Origin of the sequence: Exiguobacterium sp. RIT341 (assembly GCF_000632205.1) — a bacterium.
Lineage (GTDB): Bacteria > Bacillota > Bacilli > Exiguobacteriales > Exiguobacteriaceae > Exiguobacterium_A.
On the sequence record NZ_JFYW01000001.1, the window covers coordinates 278,630 to 298,785 of the forward strand.

At 48.3% G+C, this 20,156-nt stretch carries 15 protein-coding genes, 1 other RNA gene, 1 pseudogene and 1 other annotated feature; of the genes and pseudogenes, 16 read left to right on the plus strand and 1 reads right to left on the minus strand.

What is annotated here, in order from left to right; genetic code table 11:
• Window position 1 precedes the first annotated feature (1 nt).
• The 14 genes and pseudogenes from queA to BW42_RS01430 all read left to right on the plus strand — a co-directional run bounded on the left by queA (window position 2) and on the right by BW42_RS01430 (window position 17,193).
• Window positions 2–1,042 carry a tRNA preQ1(34) S-adenosylmethionine ribosyltransferase-isomerase QueA gene (gene queA / locus BW42_RS01370; protein ID WP_035406510.1) on the plus strand — a complete coding sequence of 347 codons (1,041 nt, stop codon included), beginning with the start codon at window positions 2–4 and terminating at the stop codon, window positions 1,040–1,042.
• Complete coding sequence (tgt, locus tag BW42_RS01375; RefSeq protein WP_035406513.1) at window positions 1,042–2,187, plus strand: tRNA guanosine(34) transglycosylase Tgt; 1,146 nt, start codon at window positions 1,042–1,044, stop codon at window positions 2,185–2,187. Before queA ends, tgt begins: the two co-directional genes overlap by 1 nt.
• A 72-nt stretch (window positions 2,188–2,259) precedes the next feature.
• On the plus strand, window positions 2,260–2,550 hold the full coding sequence (gene yajC, locus BW42_RS01380; protein ID WP_035406515.1) for a preprotein translocase subunit YajC: 291 nt from the start codon (window positions 2,260–2,262) through the stop codon (window positions 2,548–2,550).
• A gap of 156 nt (window positions 2,551–2,706) precedes the next feature.
• Window positions 2,707–4,915, plus strand: a pseudogene (gene secD / locus BW42_RS16495) (protein translocase subunit SecD).
• 72 nt (window positions 4,916–4,987) lie between these two features.
• The gene (recJ, locus tag BW42_RS01390) at window positions 4,988–7,297 is read left to right on the plus strand and encodes a single-stranded-DNA-specific exonuclease RecJ (RefSeq protein WP_035406518.1); all 2,310 of its coding nucleotides are present in this window, start codon (window positions 4,988–4,990) and stop codon (window positions 7,295–7,297) included.
• Window positions 7,276–7,794, plus strand: coding sequence for an adenine phosphoribosyltransferase (locus BW42_RS01395; RefSeq protein ID WP_035406521.1), 519 nt, complete (start codon window positions 7,276–7,278; stop codon window positions 7,792–7,794). The genes recJ and BW42_RS01395 overlap by 22 nt, the downstream gene beginning before the upstream one ends.
• Window positions 7,795–7,935: 141 nt before the next feature.
• Window positions 7,936–10,134 carry a bifunctional (p)ppGpp synthetase/guanosine-3',5'-bis(diphosphate) 3'-pyrophosphohydrolase gene (locus tag BW42_RS01400; RefSeq protein ID WP_035406523.1) on the plus strand — a complete coding sequence of 733 codons (2,199 nt, stop codon included), beginning with the start codon at window positions 7,936–7,938 and terminating at the stop codon, window positions 10,132–10,134.
• 14 nt (window positions 10,135–10,148) lie between these two features.
• Window positions 10,149–10,598, plus strand: coding sequence for a D-aminoacyl-tRNA deacylase (gene dtd / locus BW42_RS01405; protein WP_035406526.1), 450 nt, complete (start codon window positions 10,149–10,151; stop codon window positions 10,596–10,598).
• Window positions 10,599–10,643: 45 nt separating this feature from the next.
• Window positions 10,644–10,865 (plus strand) — a binding site (T-box leader).
• Between the two features lie 42 nt (window positions 10,866–10,907).
• Window positions 10,908–12,188, plus strand: coding sequence for a histidine--tRNA ligase (gene hisS, locus BW42_RS01410; RefSeq protein WP_035406530.1), 1,281 nt, complete (start codon window positions 10,908–10,910; stop codon window positions 12,186–12,188).
• Window positions 12,185–13,951, plus strand: a complete 1,767-nt coding sequence (gene aspS, locus BW42_RS01415; protein ID WP_035406533.1) for an aspartate--tRNA ligase — start codon at window positions 12,185–12,187, stop codon at window positions 13,949–13,951. Before hisS ends, aspS begins: the two co-directional genes overlap by 4 nt.
• A gap of 62 nt (window positions 13,952–14,013) precedes the next feature.
• Window positions 14,014–14,598, plus strand: coding sequence for a DNA-3-methyladenine glycosylase (locus BW42_RS01420; protein WP_035406536.1), 585 nt, complete (start codon window positions 14,014–14,016; stop codon window positions 14,596–14,598).
• A 289-nt stretch (window positions 14,599–14,887) separates the two neighbouring features.
• The gene (locus BW42_RS01425) at window positions 14,888–16,072 is read left to right on the plus strand and encodes a DASH family cryptochrome (RefSeq protein WP_035406539.1); all 1,185 of its coding nucleotides are present in this window, start codon (window positions 14,888–14,890) and stop codon (window positions 16,070–16,072) included.
• Window positions 16,073–16,145: 73 nt separating this feature from the next.
• Window positions 16,146–16,335, plus strand: a non-coding RNA gene (gene ssrS, locus BW42_RS16100) — 6S RNA.
• A gap of 93 nt (window positions 16,336–16,428) precedes the next feature.
• Complete coding sequence (locus BW42_RS01430; RefSeq protein WP_023468920.1) at window positions 16,429–17,193, plus strand: ThiF family adenylyltransferase; 765 nt, start codon at window positions 16,429–16,431, stop codon at window positions 17,191–17,193.
• A 12-nt stretch (window positions 17,194–17,205) separates the two neighbouring features.
• Here BW42_RS01430 and BW42_RS01435 read toward each other — a convergent pair whose 3' ends face one another.
• Entirely contained in the window at window positions 17,206–18,543 is a 1,338-nt protein-coding gene (locus BW42_RS01435; RefSeq protein ID WP_035406541.1) for a replication-associated recombination protein A, read from the minus strand.
• 60 nt (window positions 18,544–18,603) lie between these two features.
• On the opposite strand from BW42_RS01435, the gene cymR reads away from it, so the two are divergent.
• Both cymR and BW42_RS01445 read left to right on the plus strand, forming a co-directional pair.
• A complete protein-coding gene (cymR, locus tag BW42_RS01440; RefSeq protein ID WP_035409489.1) occupies window positions 18,604–19,011 on the plus strand; it encodes a cysteine metabolism transcriptional regulator CymR in 408 nt (135 codons plus the stop codon).
• Between the two features lie 13 nt (window positions 19,012–19,024).
• Entirely contained in the window at window positions 19,025–20,152 is a 1,128-nt protein-coding gene (locus BW42_RS01445; protein WP_035406543.1) for a cysteine desulfurase family protein, read from the plus strand.
• The last annotated feature ends 4 nt before the right edge of the window (window positions 20,153–20,156 follow it).

Genomic DNA, 20,156 nt, shown 5'->3' on the forward strand with positions numbered 1-20,156 from the left:
AATGGATGTAAACTTATTTGATTTTCATTTACCAGAAGAACAAATTGCTCAAGTGCCATTGCTCGACCGGACGAGTTCGAAATTGATGGTCCTCGACCGGGAGACAGGTGCGATTCAGCATCAACACTTCCATGATATCGTCGACCACTTCCGGGAAGGCGATACACTTGTCATCAACGATACGAAAGTCTTACCAGCACGTCTCTTTGGTGTAAAGGGAGAGACAGGTGGAAAAATCGAATTGTTGCTCTTGAAGCAGACGAGTGACGATGTTTGGGAAACGCTAGCAAAACCAGCAAAACGAGTCAAACCAGGTACAATTCTGTCGTTTGGTGACGGATTACTCCGCGCTGAGTGTGTCGAAGCACTTGAAGACGGGGGACGGATTCTGAAGTTTTTCTACGACGGGATTTTCTACGAAGTGCTCGATCAACTCGGAACGATGCCATTGCCGCCGTACATTCATGAACAACTAGAAGATCAAGATCGTTACCAGACGGTCTACGCTCGCGAACGTGGGAGCGCCGCGGCACCAACAGCGGGTCTTCACTTCACACCGGAATTGCTCGAAGCGCTTCAAGCGAAAGGTGTCCGGATCGCACCGTTGACGTTACATGTCGGACTTGGCACATTCCGTCCTGTTTCGGTCGACGACGTCGATAGTCACAAGATGCATAGTGAGTACTACGAATTGCCGGAAAGTTCAGCGGCACTGCTACGCGAAACACGGAAACAAGGCGGACGGATCATCGCGGTTGGTACGACGTCGACTCGAACGCTTGAAACGGTCATCCGTGATCACGGTGACTTCGTCGAAGCAACAGGTTGGACAGATATCTTCATTTTCCCAGGTCAGGAAGTCAAAGGGATCGATGGATTGATCACGAACTTCCACTTACCGAAATCCACATTGATCATGCTCGTGTCCGCGTTATCGACACGGGAACACATTCTGCATGCCTACGAAGAAGCTGTCGCGAATGGCTATCGTTTCTTTAGCTTCGGTGATGCGATGTTCTTAACGAGAGAGGAACGAAACTAATGACAAAACACGCGGTAACATACGAACATATCAAAACATGTAAACAATCCGGAGCGCGGTTAGGAATCGTCCATACGCCGCACGGTAGTTTTGAGACACCGGTCTTCATGCCGGTCGGAACACAAGCGACGGTCAAGACGATGGCACCAGAACAAATCAAGGATATGAACGCGAACATCATCCTCGCGAACACGTATCACCTATGGGTGCGTCCGGGACACGATGTCATCAAGGAAGCAGGCGGTCTGCATAAATTCATGAACTGGGATGGCGCGATTCTCACGGATTCAGGTGGCTTCCAAGTCTTCTCACTCGCTGATCTCCGGAATATTTCGGAAGAAGGCGTTCATTTCCGTAACCATTTAAACGGTGACAAACTGTTCTTATCACCGGAAAAAGCAATGGAAATCCAAAACGCACTCGGTTCAGACATCATGATGGCGTTTGATGAGTGCCCACCATATCCTGCTTCTCACGAGTACATGAAAGCATCTGTCGAACGAACAAGCCGCTGGGCAGAACGTTGTCTTGCAGCGCACGAACGTCCGCAAGACCAAGCACTGTTCGGAATTATCCAGGGTGGCGAATACGAAGACTTACGTCGCCAAAGTGCGAAAGATCTCGTAGCGCTTGATTTCCCAGGTTATGCGGTCGGTGGTCTCTCGGTTGGAGAGCCAAAAGATGTCATGTACCGAGCACTCGAATTCACGACACCACTCATGCCAGAAGATAAACCACGTTATTTAATGGGCGTTGGTTCACCGGATGCATTGATTGAAGGCGCGATTCGCGGAATCGATATGTTCGACTGTGTCTTACCGACACGGATTGCACGAAACGGTACGTTGATGACATCACAAGGACGTCTCGTCGTCCGGAACGCGAAATATGCACGTGATTTCCGTCCGCTCGATGAGAAATGTGATTGCTACGCATGTAAAAATTACTCGCGTTCGTACATCCATCACTTGATCCGAGCGCAAGAAACGTTCGGTCTGCATCTTTGTTCGACACACAATCTTCACTTCCTCGTCAAGTTGATGGAAGGCGTTCGCCAAGCGATTCGTGAGGATCGTCTGCTTGATTTCAAGGAAGAATTCTTCGAAGAATACGGCTATAATTTGCCGAATGCAAAGAATTTCTAACAAATCGTCTGACAAATCAATTCTTTCACGGTATAATGAACGTGATTTGAATGATAAAAGGAGCTGAATCAGATGGAAGGCTTAATCACATTCCTCCCGATGATCTTGATCTTCGTGGTGTTCTATTTCTTGTTGATCCGTCCACAGAACAAACGCCAGAAGCAAGTGCGTCAGATGCAAACTGAACTCTCACGCGGCGATTCGATCGTTACGATCGGTGGTCTTCACGGGGTTGTCCAAAAAGTCGACGACACAACGGTGACATTGAAGTCAGGTAACTCACAATTGACATTCAACCGTAGTGCTATCGCAGAAGTGACGAAAAAATCAACAACTGTCATGGGCGACGAAACGGTCGAATAAGGCATTGAAAAGACGCTTTCCGGATTCCGGAGCGTCTTTTCTGTTTATATATGAGAAAAACGTTTGCTAAGATTACCATTTCTTTTGTAAGCTAGGGTAGGAGAACAAAGTTGTCTGAAAATATACTGGGAACTAGAGAAAGGACAATGTAGCATGATCAAGAAAGGGAAACTTGCCACATTCTTCATCGTCGTCATCGCGTTGCTCGTGCTGATCGGTACGACATCGTCATGGTTGCTGAAGGATACGAAGCTTGGCCTTGACCTTAAAGGTGGCTTCGAAGTCTTGTATGAAGTACAACCACTGAAAGAAGGAGACGTCATCGACCAAAATGCGATGAGTGCCACATTGACGGCAATCGAGAACCGTGTCAACGTTCTCGGTGTCTCTGAACCGGATATTCGGATTGAAGGTAACAACCGGATTCGTGTTCAGCTTGCTGGCGTCAAGGATCAGACGGAAGCGCGTCAAATCCTATCTTCGACGGCACAATTGTCATTCCGTGACATCAACGATAAGTTGTTGCTTGACGGTTCAGACTTAAAAGCTAAAGGAGCAAAAGTCGGATATGATCCGAATACGAATGAACCACTCGTCGAATTGACGATGAAGTCAAAACAGAAATTTTATGAAGTAACTCAAAAAGTCTCACAAATGCAAGCACCGGCGAACCGCCTTGTCATCTGGCTCGATTACGAAAAGGGTGATACGTACGAAAAAGAGATTCAAAAGAAGAATTCGAAAATCGTTTCGGATGCATCGGTCACTCAACCAATCAACTCGGATAAGGCAATCATTTCCGGTGGCGATATCGATGCCGAGTATGGTAAACAATTGTCCTCAATCCTTAACGCAGGAGCACTGCCGGTCAAACTCGAGGAAATCTACTCGACGTCGGTCTCGGCTGCTTTTGGACAGGATGCACTTGATCAGACACTCTTCGCGTCAGCTATCGGTGTAGCTGCTGTCTTCTTGTTCATGCTAGTGTTCTACCGGATCTCTGGATTAGTTTCGATTATTACCTTGTTGTTCTACATCTATCTCGTCATGATTTTCTTTAACGGGATTAATGCCGTCCTTACATTACCGGGGATTGCGGCACTCGTTCTTGGTGTCGGTATGGCGGTTGATGCGAACATCATCACTGCAGAGCGGATCAAGGACGAATTACGAAGCGGCAAATCCGTCTTATCCGCATTTAAAGCCGGAAACCGTCGTTCGTTCGGTACGATTCTTGATGCCAACTTAACGACATTGATTTCTGCTGGTGTCTTGTACTACTTCGGTACAAGCACGGTCAAAGGATTCGCTATCATGTTGATGGTCTCAATTGCCGTCACTTTCGTCACGAATGTCTTTGTCTCACGTTACCTGATGCAACTCCTTGTCAGTAGCCGATGGTTCGATAAGAAGAAATCATGGTTCGGTGTAAAGGAGAGTGAAATCCGTGAGCTTTAATCCTACGAAATTCGATTACGTCAAACATCGCAAAATCTATTTCGCGATCACGATTGCCCTCGTCATCATTTCGGTACTTTTGCTGTCGTTCCGCGGTCTTAACCTTGGGATCGACTTCTCGCAAGGTACACGCGTCGAGATTTCTTCTGAGAATCAAATCAAGGAAACCGATGTCCGCTCTGTCATTGAAGAGTCAGGCATTGATGCTGCGGAAATCGATGGCATCCAATTTGCTCAAGGTGGAAAACTAGCGAACGTCACGTTCGTTGGGGAATTCAGCCAAGATCAAATCTCTAAAATGAAACAAACGATTGAAACGGAATATAAGAAAGAACCGAGTATCTCGACGGTTTCGGCGCAAGTTGGTCAAGAAATCGCGCGTAACGCGATTTATGCGGTCTTACTCGCGTCACTTGGGATCGTCATCTATGTCTCGTTCCGATTCCAACCGTTATACGGGATTGCGACAGTGCTTGCATTATTGCATGATGCGTTAATGATCGTCGCCTTCTTCTCGTTGTTCCAAATTGAGGTCAACTTGTACTTCATTGCAGCGATCCTGACGATCATCGGGTATTCTGTCAACGATACGATCGTTACGTTCGACAGGGTTCGAGAAAATCTCGGACTTGCCGAAAAAGGGGGACGAAAAGTTTCGTTCGATGAGTTGGCGCATATCGTCAATGAATCGATTCAACAAACAATCGTCCGTTCGATCAACACCGTCGTCACGGTCATCATGACGGCAGCAGCGCTCTACATCTTCGGTAGCGAAGCGATCCGTGGATTCAGTCTTGCGTTGCTCGTCGGGTTGATCATGGGGATGTTCTCTTCGATCTTCATCGCTGCTCAGCTCTGGCTCGTCATGAAGGGTCGGACACTTGGTCGGACAAAACGTGCTTCCTAAAAGAGTATCCGCATCAGCTATCGCTGATGCGGATTTTCAATTATAATGGGGAAGTTGATTGGAGGGTTTGAGATGTACCATGCTAAAAAAACATGGCTTGATAAAGTCATTGATCCAGAACAAATCGAACAATTGACGGCGGATGGCTCGATCTCTCCGCACGTCGCACAACTACTTGTCCAACGGGGGTTCATGACACGTGAAGCAGCCCGTGAATTTCTAGAAACCGATCAAATGGCATTCCACGACCCATTTGCTTTTAAAGACATGCCGAAAGTCGTTGAACGGATTCAACGTGCCGTCAACGAAGGTGAGATGATTTTAATTTACGGTGATTATGACGTTGATGGTGTGAGTTCCGCGGCGATTCTCTGGCACGCCTTGATTGAAATCGGAGGGATGGCAGAGTGTTATATCCCAAACCGATTCACGGAAGGCTATGGACCGAATGAAGCAGCATTTCGCTGGGCAGCGGAAGAAGGGTTTAGTCTCGTCATCACCGTCGACTGTGGGATTTCCGGTATCCACGAAGCAGATGTCCTGAAAGAACTCGGGGTCGATTTAATCATCACCGATCATCACGAAGCAAAAGAAACGTTACCCGATGCCTTTGCCTTGATCCATCCAGGTGTCGATTCGGCGTATCCGTTCTCGAAACTCGCAGGCGCAGGAGTTGCCTTTAAAGTCGCGCATGCTCTCCTTGATCGTGAACCAGTCGAATTACTCGATCTTGCCGTGCTCGGAACGATTGCCGATCTTGTCCCGCTCGTCGGCGAAAACCGCTTGCTTGCGATTCGTGGCATCGAAGCACTGAACGCAAGTGAACGTCCAGGTATCCTTGCGTTACGTGACGTCTGCAGTTTAACTGAGGACGAACTAACGGAAGAGTCGGTCGGATTTGCGTTCGGTCCACGGATCAATGCAGCAGGTCGTCTTGATTCTGCGATGCCAGCGCTCGAGATGTTGTTAGCAGAAAGTAAAGATGAAGCACTTCATCTCGCGAAACAGCTCGACCAACAAAATAAGCAACGTCAAGATATCGTCAAGCAGATTGCGGAAGAAGCAACGGCGCTTGTCGAGGAACGCTTCAAGGATGACCGCGTCCTCGTCGTCGATGCGGCAGACTGGAACCCAGGTGTCGTCGGCATCGTCGCCTCGCGACTCGTTGAAAAATATCATCGCCCCGTCATCATGCTGTGTCATGATGCTGAAAAAGGAACAGCCAAAGGTTCTGGGCGATCGATTCCAGCCTTTGACCTCTTCGCTGAACTGACGAAATGTGAAGATATCTTACCGCATTTCGGCGGACATCCAGCTGCGGCTGGGATGACTTTATCTTCTGATGACGTTGAGACGTTACGTCAACGCTTGAATGAACAAGCGAGCACGTTACCGGATGACGCGTTCATCGCGACAATCGATGTCGACCTACGTCTACACGTCAGTGATATCTCGATTCAGTTGATTGAAGACATTCAGCGACTGGCACCGTTCGGGATGGGAAACCCCGCGCCACGGATCGTCATTGAGCAGGCGAAGATTCGCGATATGAAACGGATCGGTCGTGATCTGACGCATGTCAAGGCACTCCTATCAGGCGACGGGAAGGAACTCGATGCAATTGGCTTCGGCTTCGGCGACCTCGTCGATGAAGTTTCAACCTTATCGAAGATTCACTTGATGGGCAGTCTGAACATCAATGAATGGAATGGTTTCCGTAAACCACAATTGATGATTCAAGACGTCGCTGTCGAAGATGTTCAAGTGTTTGATTACCGTGGAGGTAAGCGGCCGCTGAGCGATCTATTCGCCTTACCGCACGAGACGACGACATTCGTCGCCTTTACCGATGAGATGAAGGAGAAATACACTGAACGTTCGTTGAATGGTCCGATTCGACAAAACATCGTCTTTCTTGACCTGCCGGAAGAGGAAGCAGCATTTTATCCATATGTGCAACAGGCAGAGCGGATTTATTGTGCCTTTAAGGATGAAGGCTATTATTTCGAGACGATTCCATCGCGTGAGGACTTCAAACAGTACTTCCAGTATTTTGCGAAATGTCCACGGGATGAGCTCCGGATGGGTCTCGTACGTTTGTCGAAATCGCGAAAATGGACGAAACGATCGATTAACTTTATGCATTCGGTATTCTCGGAACTTGATTTTCTTGTTACAATGGAGGACGGGCTGCCGGGTGTGAACCCAAATGCTGCAAAACGAGATCTGACGGAAGCACCGACGTACCAGCGTCATGAAGCGCGTCAAGAGCTCGAGCAACAATACATTTATTCGTCACTCGCTCAGTTGAAAGAGCGTTTTGATACTTTGGTAGAAGCGGCGAAGCAGGAGGAAAAGACATGGAGTTCAAACAGCATATAAAAGAGGTCGAGAATTGGCCGAAAGAAGGAATCAGTTTCAAGGACATCACATCACTCATGCAAAACGGACCGGCGTATAAACAATCGGTCGATGCACTCGTTGAGTATGCACGCAGTAAAGGCGCAGATGTCATCGCAGGTCCAGAAGCACGTGGATTCGTCGTTGGTTGCCCAGCAGCTTACGCGATGGAAATCGGATTCGTTCCTGTTCGTAAAGAAGGAAAATTACCGCGCGAGACAGTCCGTGTCGAGTATGGTCTTGAGTACGGAAAAGACGTCTTGACGATGCACGAAGATGCAATCCAACCGGGACAACGAGTCGTCATCCTTGACGATTTGCTTGCGACAGGTGGTACGATTGAAGCAACGATCCAAATGATCGAAAAATTAGGCGGAACAGTTGCCGGAATCGGATTCTTAATTGAACTCGATGGTCTTGGCGGACGTGAGAAACTCGAAGGATATGACATTCTTTCATTGATTCGCTACGAAGACTGAAGACACTATACTCTCTTGGTACTTGATGACCAAGGGGGTATTTCTTTTTATTTTGACATCTTCTCAAGATTTCACGATAATAAGAATTATATATTAGGGATTCCGTTGCAGACGATCCCGGGGACTGGGTGAGGAAAAGGGATGACAAATAAACAAATCGTAAATGTAGAAGACCTTCTCGCTCGATGTGCGGAATACATGACGCAAGCTGAAGTCAAAGACATCGAACGTGCTTACCAATTCGCGAAAGACGAACATGATGGGCAATTCCGCCGTTCAGGGGAACCGTACATCATTCATCCGGTACAAGTTGCCGGTATCTTAGTCGATATTGGTTTGGATGCAACGACGATCGTCGCTGCGCTTCTTCATGATGTCGTCGAAGATACGGACATTACACTCGAAGAATTATCCGAACGATTCGGATCTGACGTTGCGATGCTCGTCGATGGCGTCACGAAACTCGGGAAAATTAAATATAAATCGAAGCGCGAAGAGTTAGCTGAGAACCATCGGAAGATGTTCATCGCGATGGCGGAAGACATTCGTGTCATCTTGATCAAACTGGCTGACCGTTTGCACAATATGCGGACGTTGCAACATATGGTCAAGGAAAAGCAAGTGCAAAAGGCAGAAGAGACGCTTGAAATCTTCGCGCCACTTGCACATCGTCTCGGGATTTCGACGATCAAATGGGAACTCGAGGACATCAGTTTGCGCTACATCAATCCGCAACAATACTACCGGATCGTTTCGATGATGAAACAAAAACGGACGGAACGAGAAGCGCTCGTTAGTTCGGTTATTGAAGAGGTCAATGAAGTACTCGATGATGTACAGATTGCAGCGGAAGTCGATGGACGTCCGAAGCATATCTATTCCATTTATAATAAGATGCAAAACTCGAAAAAAGAGTTCAGTGAAATCTATGATTTGATGGCTGTTCGCATCATTGTTGACTCAATCAAAGATTGTTACGCTGTACTCGGAATCATTCATACGCAGTATAAACCGATGCCGGGACGCTTCAAGGATTATATCGCGATGCCGAAGCCGAACATGTATCAATCGCTGCATACGACGGTCATCGGACCGAAAGGCGAGCCGCTCGAGGTCCAAATTCGGACGCGAGACATGCATTTCATTGCCGAGTACGGGATTGCCGCTCACTGGGCGTATAAAGAAGGTAAGGAACAGGAAGCAAAATCTGGATTTGAGGATAAGATTGCTCACTTCCGCGAGATTTTGGAGTTACAGAAGGACACGGCAGATGCCGAGGAATTCATGGAATCGGTCAAAGTCGACTTCTTCAGTGACATGCTGTACGTCTTCACACCAAAAGGTGACGTCATCGAGTTGCCGAAAGGTTCTGTTCCGATTGATTATGCCTACCGAATTCATACGGAAATTGGTCACCGGACGATCGGAGCGAAAGTCAACGGACGGATGGTACCGATCGACTATAAGCTAAAGACAGGTGACATCATCGAAATCGTCACGTCGAAGCATAGTTATGGTCCAAGTAAGGATTGGCTCAAGATTTGTGTGTCGAGTCAGGCGAAAAATAAAATCCGTCAATGGTTCAAACGTCAGCAACGCGAAGAGAACGTCTCAAAAGGACGGGAACTGATCGAAGCAGAAGTGAAGAAGCTTGGCTTTGAGCCGAAAGAAGTCATCAATGAGAAGACGCTCGAAGACGTGACGCGGAAGTTCAACTTCTCGCAAGAAGAAGACATGTACGCTGCTGTTGGCTATCATGGTCTGACTGCTGCCCAAGTCGCGCATAAATTAACGGAAAAATTACGCAAAGACAAAGAATCCAAAAATCTAGAACTGAACGAAGCAATCAGTGAGATGAAGACGTTCGATCGTCCGAAAAAGGAAAATCCGGAAGGGGTTCGGGTCAAAGGCATCGATAACATGCTCGTTCGCATGAGTCGTTGTTGTAATCCGGTTCCAGGGGACGATATCGTCGGATATATCACGCGTGGGCGTGGCGTCTCAATTCACCGGACGGACTGTTTGAACGTCATTCACGAACAAAATCCGGAACGTCTGCTCGAAGTCGAGTGGGAACATGAAGGTAAAGCCGTCAAGAGTTATAACGTCGAAATCGAAATTTCTGGATTTGACCGGGCAGGATTGTTGAATGATGTCTTGCAGTCGGTATCTGCAACGAATACGAACATCGTCGCTGTCAGTGGGAAGGGCGACGACAGTAAACAAGCCAAAATCACGATGACGATTGCGATCAATAATGTCAATCATCTACAAAAAGTCGTCGATCGAATTAAACAAATCTCTGACGTGTATGCTGTACATCGCGTCATGATGACGTAAGGAGCGGATCCGTCGTGCGAGTTGTATTACAACGAGTCAAAGAAGCAAGTGTCACAGTCGATCAAAAAATCATCGGTCAAATCAAACAAGGATTTCTTTTGCTCGTCGGTGTCACGCACGAAGACACGATCGATCAGGTGAACTGGTTAGCTGATAAAATCGCAGGACTCCGTGTGTTTGAAGATGAGGAAGAACGGATGAATCGCTCGTTACAGGATGTCGACGGTCAGATTCTATCCGTCTCGCAGTTCACGCTGTATGGTGATGTCAAAAAAGGACGTCGTCCAGCCTTCACGGAAGCGGCGAAACCGGATGTTGCCAATGAGTTGTATGAAGCGTTCAATGAACGTCTTCGTGCGCAAGGACTGACGGTCGAGACAGGTCAGTTCGGTGCCATGATGGATATCGCGCTCATTAATGATGGGCCTGTAACGTTGATTCTTGAAAAAGAAGCAAACGCTTGACAGGAACCGAGAGACGAGGCAATATTAGACGTAACCAAATGATTCATACGACCGAAGACGAAGAGGAGTAATCAAGACCTCGTCTGCTTAGAGAGTCGCCCCTTGGCTGAAAGGGCGAACAGACGAACTCGATGAAAGACCCTTCCGAGGTATCTTCCTGAACCGATAGTAGGGAAGGTCGTACGCAGGCGTTAACTGCACCGAGTGGTCAAATGTGATTTGACAACCAGGGTGGTACCACGGGATCTTCAAGTTCTCGTCCCTTTGCGGACGAGAACTTTTTTGTATTCAAAAAAGGAGGAATTTGAGATGAAATTACCACGCGGTACGTTTGATGTCCTTCCAGGAACAGTCGAACGTTGGCAGTACATCGAACAACAATTACGTGAAATTAGTAAGCGTTACAACTATAAGGAAATCCGGACGCCGATTTTTGAGGAGACAGAACTCTTTAAACGTGGCGTTGGTGAGACGACGGATATCGTTCAAAAAGAGATGTTCATGCTTGAGAAACGCGGAAAAGACCAGTTGACGTTACGCCCGGAAGGAACGGCTGCCGTCGTTCGTTCATTCGTGACAAACAAACTGTTCGGTTCACCGAACCAACCAACGAAATTATTCTACATCGGCCCGATGTTCCGTTATGAACGTCCGCAAGCAGGACGTTTCCGTCAGCTCCACCAATACGGAGTTGAAGCACTCGGAAGTGAACAACCGGCCATCGATGCAGAAGTAATCAGTCTCGCGATGAGCATCTACCGTTCATTCGGATTGAAGCATCTTAAACTGGTCATCAACACGCTCGGGGATAACGAAAGTCGCGCCGCACACCGGGCAGCACTCGTCGAACACTTTAAGCCAGTCGTTCACGAATTATGCCAGGACTGTCAAAATCGTCTCGAAACGAATCCACTTCGTGTCCTCGATTGTAAGGTCGACCGCGATCACCCGAGCATGGCAACAGCACCATCGATTCTCGATTACTTAAACCCGGCATCAAAAGCGTACTTCGACGAAGTGTTGCTTCACTTAGATGCACTCGGTATCGAGTACGTCGTTGATCCAACGCTTGTTCGCGGAATCGACTATTACAATCACACGGCGTTCGAAATCATGTCAGAAGCAGAAGGTTTCGGAGCAATCACGACACTATGTGGTGGTGGTCGTTACAACGGTCTCGTCGAACAGATCGGTGGACCAGCAACACCGGGAATCGGATTCGGAATCGGTATCGAGCGTTTATTGATGGCGCTTGAGAATGAGAACGTCTTACCGGCAGTCGATGATCAAATCGACGTCTTCATCGTCGCGCAAGGCAGTGACGAAGTCGAAAAGACAGCAACACGTCTCTTACAATTGATGCGTCTTGAAGGACTTGTCGCGGATCGCGATTATCTCGGTCGGAAGTTCAAAGGACAATTCAAAGCGGCGGATCGCTTGAAAGCACGTTACACGGTCATCCTCGGGGATGAAGAAGTCGAGCGTGGTGCAGCTGCCCTCAAAAACATGGCTACAGGGGAACAGACGGACGTTCCGTTATCAGCAGTCGCTGATACGATCGTCGCGAAATTAAAGGAGGAAGCACAATGATCGGACGCACGCATATGAACGGACAGGTGACAGAAGAAGTCATCGGACAACACGTTCAACTTAAAGGATGGGTTCAAAAACGACGTGACTTAGGAGGATTGATCTTCCTTGATCTCCGTGACCGTAGTGGCATCGTCCAAATCGTCTTCCAACCGGAAAACGAGCAGGCACACCGTCTTGCCGAATCGATTCGTTCGGAATATGTCCTCGATATTAAAGGACATGTCATCGCACGTGAGAATCCGAACCCGAACATCCCGACTGGACAAGTCGAGGTCGTCGCGGATGAAGTCGTCATCTTAAACGCAGCGAAGATGACACCGTTCCCGATCAGTGAAGAAGCAGAGCAGACGTCAGAAGATTTACGTCTCAAATACCGTTACCTCGACTTGCGTCGCCCATCGCTCCAAGAGACATTCCGTCTCCGTTCGAAAGCATCGAACATCATGCGGAACTTCCTCGATGAGCAAGACTTCCTTGAAGTCGAGACACCAATCTTAACGAAATCAACGCCAGAAGGCGCACGTGACTATCTCGTCCCAAGCCGGGTTCACCCGGGCGAGTTCTACGCCTTGCCACAATCTCCACAATTGTTCAAACAATTGCTGATGGTGTCTGGTTTTGAGCGGTACTTCCAAATCGCACGTTGTTTCCGTGATGAAGACTTACGGGCAGACCGTCAACCTGAATTCACGCAAGTCGACATCGAGACAAGCTTCATGGACATCGAAGACTTGTATGCAATGATGGAGTCGATGATGACACGCGTCATGAAAGAAACGCTCGGAAAAGATATCGTGACACCATTCCCACGGATGCCGTATGCAGAAGCAATGAGCCGGTATGGTTCGGATAAACCGGATACACGCTTCGGTCTCGAATTGATCGATGTCGCGGATGCCGTCAAAGGAGCAGGATTCAAAGTATTCGATATGGCACTTGAAGCAGGTGGAGAAGTCAAAGCATTGAACGTCAAAGGTGCAGCTGAACGCTTCTCACGAAAAGACATCGATAAGTTACAAGAATTTACGGCGATTTACGGTGCAAAAGGTCTCGCATGGGTCAAAGTGACAGCGGACGGATTGAATGGTCCAATCGCGAAGTTCTTCGACGAAGAAGCAACCGCTCGCTTGACAGCGGCGACAGATGCGGAAGCAGGCGACTTGTTGTTGTTCGTCGCAGCAAAAGCATCGATCGTAGCAGACAGCTTAGGTGCGCTCCGTCAGAAGTTGGCGAAGGAACTCGACTTAATTGATGAGTCGGTCTTCAACTTCCTTTGGGTGACAGACTTCCCACTTGTCACGTACGAAGAAGAAGATGGTCGTTTCTATGCGAACCACCACCCGTTCACGATGCCGCGTCGTGAGGATCTCGAATTGCTCGAGACGGATCCTGGCAAAGTCCTCGCAGTCGCGTATGACCTCGTCTTAAACGGATATGAGCTCGGCGGTGGATCGCAACGGATTTATGAACGGGATATCCAGGAGCGGATGTTCAAGTTGCTTGGCTTCTCAGAAGAAGAAGCAAACGAGCAATTCGGCTTCTTGATGGAAGCATTCGAATACGGAACACCACCACATGCGGGGATCGCACTTGGTCTAGACCGTCTCGTCATGTTACTCGCAGGGCGTTCGAACTTGCGTGATACAATTGCCTTCCCGAAAACAGCATCAGCAAGTGATCTGTTGACGGCAGCACCAAGCCCAGTCTCGGATGCGCAATTGAATGATCTCTCAATTCGTACAGCAGTCAAACAATCTTAAGTCACGACAAGCGAATCTTCCGGTATGGGAGGTTCGCTTGTTTCATGAAGGAGGGCGAACGGATGGAACGACACTTTTTTGAACGGTCTCCGGTTGAAGTCGGACCAGACTTCTTAGGAACACACATCACGGTCGATGAGGTGACGATGCGAATCGTCGAGGTCGAAGCCTATCTCGGTCCTCACGATCAAGCGGCACACTCGTTTTCCGGTAAACCGACGAAACGAACGGCACCGATGTTCGGTCCACCCGGACATTTATATGTTTATTTCACGTATGGTATGCATCACTGTATGAATATCGTTTGTGGACATGAAGGGGAAGGATACGGACTGCTGTTACGAGGTGCCGAAATCATCAGTGGGCACGATCTTGTCGCTGAACGCCGTTTCGGTTGTTCCTACGCAGAATTGACTGCGATTCAACGACGAAATCTCGTCAATGGACCGGCAAAATTGTGCCAAGGATTCGGTCTAACGACTGCTGATTCAGGTCAGGATCTTTATCAAGACCGGTTTCGACTCGTTGCCGACCCAGTCGATGCAATCGTCCAGACGACACGCATTGGTATTCCAAATGCTGGAGAAGCGACGGCCTATCCATGGCGTTTTTATGTCGACGCGAGTGAAGGTGTCAGTAAACGTTAAAAAATGGACGCTCCGATCAGGAAGCGTCCATTTTTTATTTAGGATTGTTGATTGATTTTTTAGCTTGTTGTTTTTTATAGAATTTATAAACGATTGGTCCAACCGTCGTTACAAGCGTCACTAATGTTCTGAGTTTACCGCGTTTTGCAGCCATTGATCCATTCACTCCTCTGATTTGTTGTAGTAATCATATTCCACGAAAACAACGTCTTAAAACCTCGTCGGCACATCGATTGGTTTTCTAAGTCCCTTGGTCGGGTCATAGTATAAGAGAAGGGAGCCGATCAATATGGGAGCAGTCGTCTGGTACCGCAATGATTTGCGTGTCGATGATCATGAAGCACTTCGGAGCGCATGCGAAGAACAAGATACGATTCGGGCAGTATACGTTAAAAATCATAAGGAACAGCTGTTTGAAAGAGGCGCACAACAAGCGAAATTCGAAGAAGAGACATTAGCGAATTTAGCCGATCATTTGTCTCAAATCGGAATTGCATTAGATATTTTAGAGGGGAAGGTGAATGAGGCACTTGATTCTTATCTACAAACGGATGATACAGTCTATTTCCATAAGATGACTGGAACAGAAGAAGCGGCAAGTGAGCAGTATGTCAAAGACAGATATACAGTCCGTTCTTTTGAGACACAGACACTACATCGCCGGGAAGATATCGGAAGTGACGAACTGAAGCGCGTCTTTACAGCGTTTCGAAAACGTGTCGAGGCGAAAGGAACCTTCTACGATCCACTTGATCCACCAACCGGTATTCGATTAATAAGGGAGGAATCAGTCAAAGCGGATCCAGAGATTGCGTTCCCGTTCCGTGGTGGAGAATCAGCGGGGAGAGCACGTCTTCAAGAATACTTTGCTGAGCCTGTATTCACCTATAAAGAAACACGTAATGGTTTTTTGCGAGATGATTCTTCGAAGTTATCTGCCTGGCTAGCGAACGGATCGCTGTCACCGCGTCGCGTCATGGCTGAATTGCAGAAAGCCGAGCGAAAAAAGGGAGCAAATGAATCGACGTACTGGTTGTATTTCGAACTGTTATGGCGTGACTTTTTCCATTTAACGATGCGTGAGACAGGAAGTCGTCTGTTTCGATCGAATGGATTAAAGGAAGGACAATACACGTGGAAGACGGATCAGCTAGCTGTCGAACGTTGGATAAAAGGAAAGACCGGTGTACCGTTCGTTGATGCCTTTATGAACGAGATTCGCGAGACGGGATGGATGTCGAACCGGGGCAGGCAGATCGTTGCCAGTTATCTCATTCATGAATTAAAACAGGACTGGCGCATCGGAGCACAGTATTTTGAACAACAATTGATTGATCATGACGTCGCTTCGAACTATGGCAACTGGGCATTCATCGCAGGGGTCGGGAATGCGACACGGACGCCACGATTCGATCCCGTGTTCCAGCAACAACGATATGATCCGAATGAGGAATTCACGAAACGTTGGACTTAAAAAAGCATCTTTTTCTGGAGTGGGAAGTAGTTGCATTTCAGAGGGGAGGATGCTATATTAAATGCATCAGATGGGGTTCCTGAATTGTACGAGAGCCGCCTTTTATCTTTGAGCCACTCTTTTTTGATAGGGAGTTTGACGTTCCAACTAGTAGTACATGCCTCGTAACACAGCAGGAGGACGTACGAATAGGAATCGGATAAGACACCCACCTGCACAGCAGGTTCAAAAATAAGGTATCGACACGGCACTTCGGGTCCCATCGTCTTATTATTTTATTGTTTGACACGTCGCATGACGTTTTTTTTTATGATATAATTCCGAGTAAAACAGTATGAGTATTGTGAGGTTATGAGATGTTACATCAATTTTCGCGTAATGAACTAGCAATCGGTAAAACTGGACTTGACGCATTGGCATCCAAGTCTGTCGCTATTCTGGGAATCGGTGGTGTTGGATCGTTCTCGGCAGAAGCGCTTGCCCGTAGTGGTGTAGGTCGTTTGATTCTCGTTGATAAGGATGATATCGACATCACGAACGTCAACCGACAAATTCATGCCTTGCTTCCGACGGTCGGTCAGCCGAAGGTCGATGCGATGGCAGAACGTCTTGCGTTAATCAATCCAGACCTTGAAATCGTTCGTTTGAAGATGTTCTACAATGAAGAAACATTCGAGTCGTTCTTTGAACAGCAGCCGGATTATGTCATTGATGCATCGGACACGGTCTCGTTCAAAATTCACCTGATTCAAGAATGTAAGAAACGTAACATCCCGATTATCTCGAGCATGGGGATGGCAAACAAGATGGATCCGACACGCATCAAGATCGTTGACATCAAAGATACAAGTTATGATCCATTAGCGAAGGTCATTCGGACGAAACTCCGGAAAGCCGGCATCCATAAAGGTGTTCCTGTCGTCTTTTCCGATGAACCACCCGTTAAGATCATTGAAGAAGTCCGCCAAGTCGTCGGAAACGATGCCGCTGCGATTCGTAAAGCGAAGATGCCACCGAGTTCGAATGCATTTGTTCCATCTGTCGGTGGACTGATTGCAGCGAGCTACGTCATCAATGAGATTGTCCGTGAAGCTGGCGTGACGATCGAACGCGTTCGTTAAAAAAAAGCGACCTTATGGTCGCTTTTTCTGATGTGTGGCTGTTTGTTTGTTCCAAAAATCAAGTCGAGCTTGCAGTTGTTTCTCAAAACCGCGCGGGCTCGGGCGATAAAAGACCGGCTTTGTTCGGGCCAGGTTCTCGGGCCAGTAATTTTGTGGCACATAGGCATGCTCGAACTCATGAGGATATTGATAAGTGACACCATTCCCGAGCGTCGCTGCCCCCGGATGATGGGCATCGCGCAAGTGCGGCGGGACGGGTCCGCCGTCCGAACGACGAACGAGCGTCAATGCTTGATCGATTGCTGAGATGACAGCATTCGATTTCGGTGCCGTCGCGAGATATAAGACCGTTTCAGCAAGCGGGATCCGTGCTTCCGGGAAACCGACGTACTCGCACGCGCGTGCGCAGGCATCGACCATTAATAACGCTTGCGGATCAGACAGACCGATGTCTTCTGCCGCATGGACGTAGAGACGACGGACGATGAAACGTGGACTTTCGCCCGCTTCAATCATGACGGCGAGCCAGTAGAGAGCGGCGTCGGGATCGGAACCGCGAATCGATTTGATGAAGGCGGAGATGACATCGTAATGACGATCGCCGTCCTTATCGTACTTCAATGCTTTTTGCTGAATCGATTCCTCGGCGACAGAAAGATCGATCGTGATCTGACCATCAATTTCTGGCGTCGTTAAGACGGCAAGTTCAAGTGCATTCAATAATGCCCGGTAGTCGCCGTCTGACAACTTGACGTAATGATCGATTGCTTCATCCGTGATCGTGATTGGATATTTGCCAAGACCACGCTCCGTGTCCTTCAGGGTCCGATCGAGGACGATCCGTAAATCATCTGCCGTCGGGGGCTCGAAACGAAAGACTGTTGCCCGCGATAAGAGAGCGGCGTTGACCTCAAAACTCGGATTTTCCGTCGTCGCCCCGATCAATGTGATCGTACCCGCTTCAAGCGCTGGCAGTAAGGCGTCTTGCTGCATCTTATTGAACCGATGGATCTCATCGAGAAAAAGGATCGTTTTTTGATCCTCGAACTGAAGACGAGCTTCGGCTGCTTTTAGAATTTCCCGTAATTGTTCCAGTTTCGCCGTGACCGCATTCAATTGCTCGAATGCTGATTTCGTATAACTGGAGATGACACGTGCGAGCGTCGTCTTACCGGTACCGGGTGGACCGTAAAAAATGACGGTTCCGAGACGATCGGCTAAGATGGCACGCCGCAGGAGCGTTGTCTCTCCAATCAGATGACGTTGTCCGACGATTTCATCCAGATTCTGCGGACGCATTCGATTCGCGAGCGGTCCGGCAGGAGACTGGGATTCAAATAAATGTGCCATACACATACGCTCCTTCCACTTTTAGCTACTACTATACTAGAAAGGATGATCCTTCGCATGATGAAAATCTCAACGAAAGGGCGATATGGTCTGACGATCATGATCGCACTCGCGAAAGAAGCTGAATCTAAACCATTGTCCTTAAAGAAAATCGCGCAGATGTATGACTTATCTGAGCACTACCTCGAGCAATTGATCGCACCACTTCGTAATGGTGGTCTCGTCAAAAGTGTCCGCGGCGCTTATGGCGGGTATAAGCTCGGTCGTGAAGCACAAAGCATTACGGCGGGTGAAATCATCCGCCTGCTTGAAGGACCACTCGTCGTCGTCGAAGTCGATGCTTGTGACGAGGTCACGAAACGCAAACTTTGGGACAAAATCCAACAAGCGGTCGATCAAGTACTCGATTCAACGACACTACAAGACTTAGCGGAAGAAGACGATACAGGATACATGTTCTATATTTGAGAGGTGAATACGAATGAATTACTTTGACCATTCGGCGACGACGCCGATGCGTCCGGAAGTCCTTGAGGCGATGACGCCTTATTTGCTCGAACAGTATGGTAACCCATCGAGTGTCCATGCGGCTGGTCGGTCTGCTCGTGCAGCGATTGACAAAGCACGTCGGCAGATCGCACAAGAATTGAACGCAAAACCAACCGAACTGATTTTCACGAGTGGTGGAACGGAGTCGGATAACTATGCCATCTTCGGTGCGGCAGAGGCAGCGCGTGAAAAAGGACGTCATCTCATTACGACACGTTTTGAGCATCATGCCGTGCTCCGCGCCTTCGAAGAGCTCGAAAAACAAGGCTATGACGTCACGTATCTTGATGTACCAACGACAGGCGTCGTCTCATTGGATGCCTTGCAAGAAGCTGTCCGGGAAGATACGACACTTGTCTCGATCATGTTCGGCAACAATGAAGTCGGGACGATCCAGCCGATTGCGGCAATTGGTCAATTCTTACGGGAACGCGGTATTTTGTTCCATACGGACGCGGTGCAAGTGTTCGGAAAACAAGCAATCGATGTCGAAGCGTTACAGGTCGATCTTTTATCCGCGTCTGGTCATAAAATCAATGGTCCAAAAGGAATCGGGCTATTATATGTACGGACAGGTGTGAAATTAGCGACGCAGACGTATGGCGGAGAACAGGAACGCAAGCGTCGCGCTGGTACGGAGAACGTACCGGGAATCGTCGGTTTAGCGAAAGCGCTCGAACTGATGATCGCAGAGCGCGATCAACAGCAGGACCACATCAAACAACTGCGTAGCGTTTTGCTAACACGCTTGGATGAAAGTGGCGTCACTTACGAAGTCAACGGTGTTGAAGGATTGCCGAATGTCCTCAATCTTTACTTCCCGCAAATTGAAATCGAACCGTTCTTGATCATGCTTGATATGCGCCAGATGGCGGTATCGAGCGGGAGTGCATGTACGGCAGGATCCGTCGAGCCTTCGCATGTCTTGTCGGCGATGTATGGTGAAGATGAACGGACACGGGCATCGGTTCGGATCAGTTTTGGTCACGGAAATGAGCTCGCGCAAGTCGAACTACTCGCACAAGCCTTGCAAGATGTCGTAAAATCGTTTCAGAATTAACTAA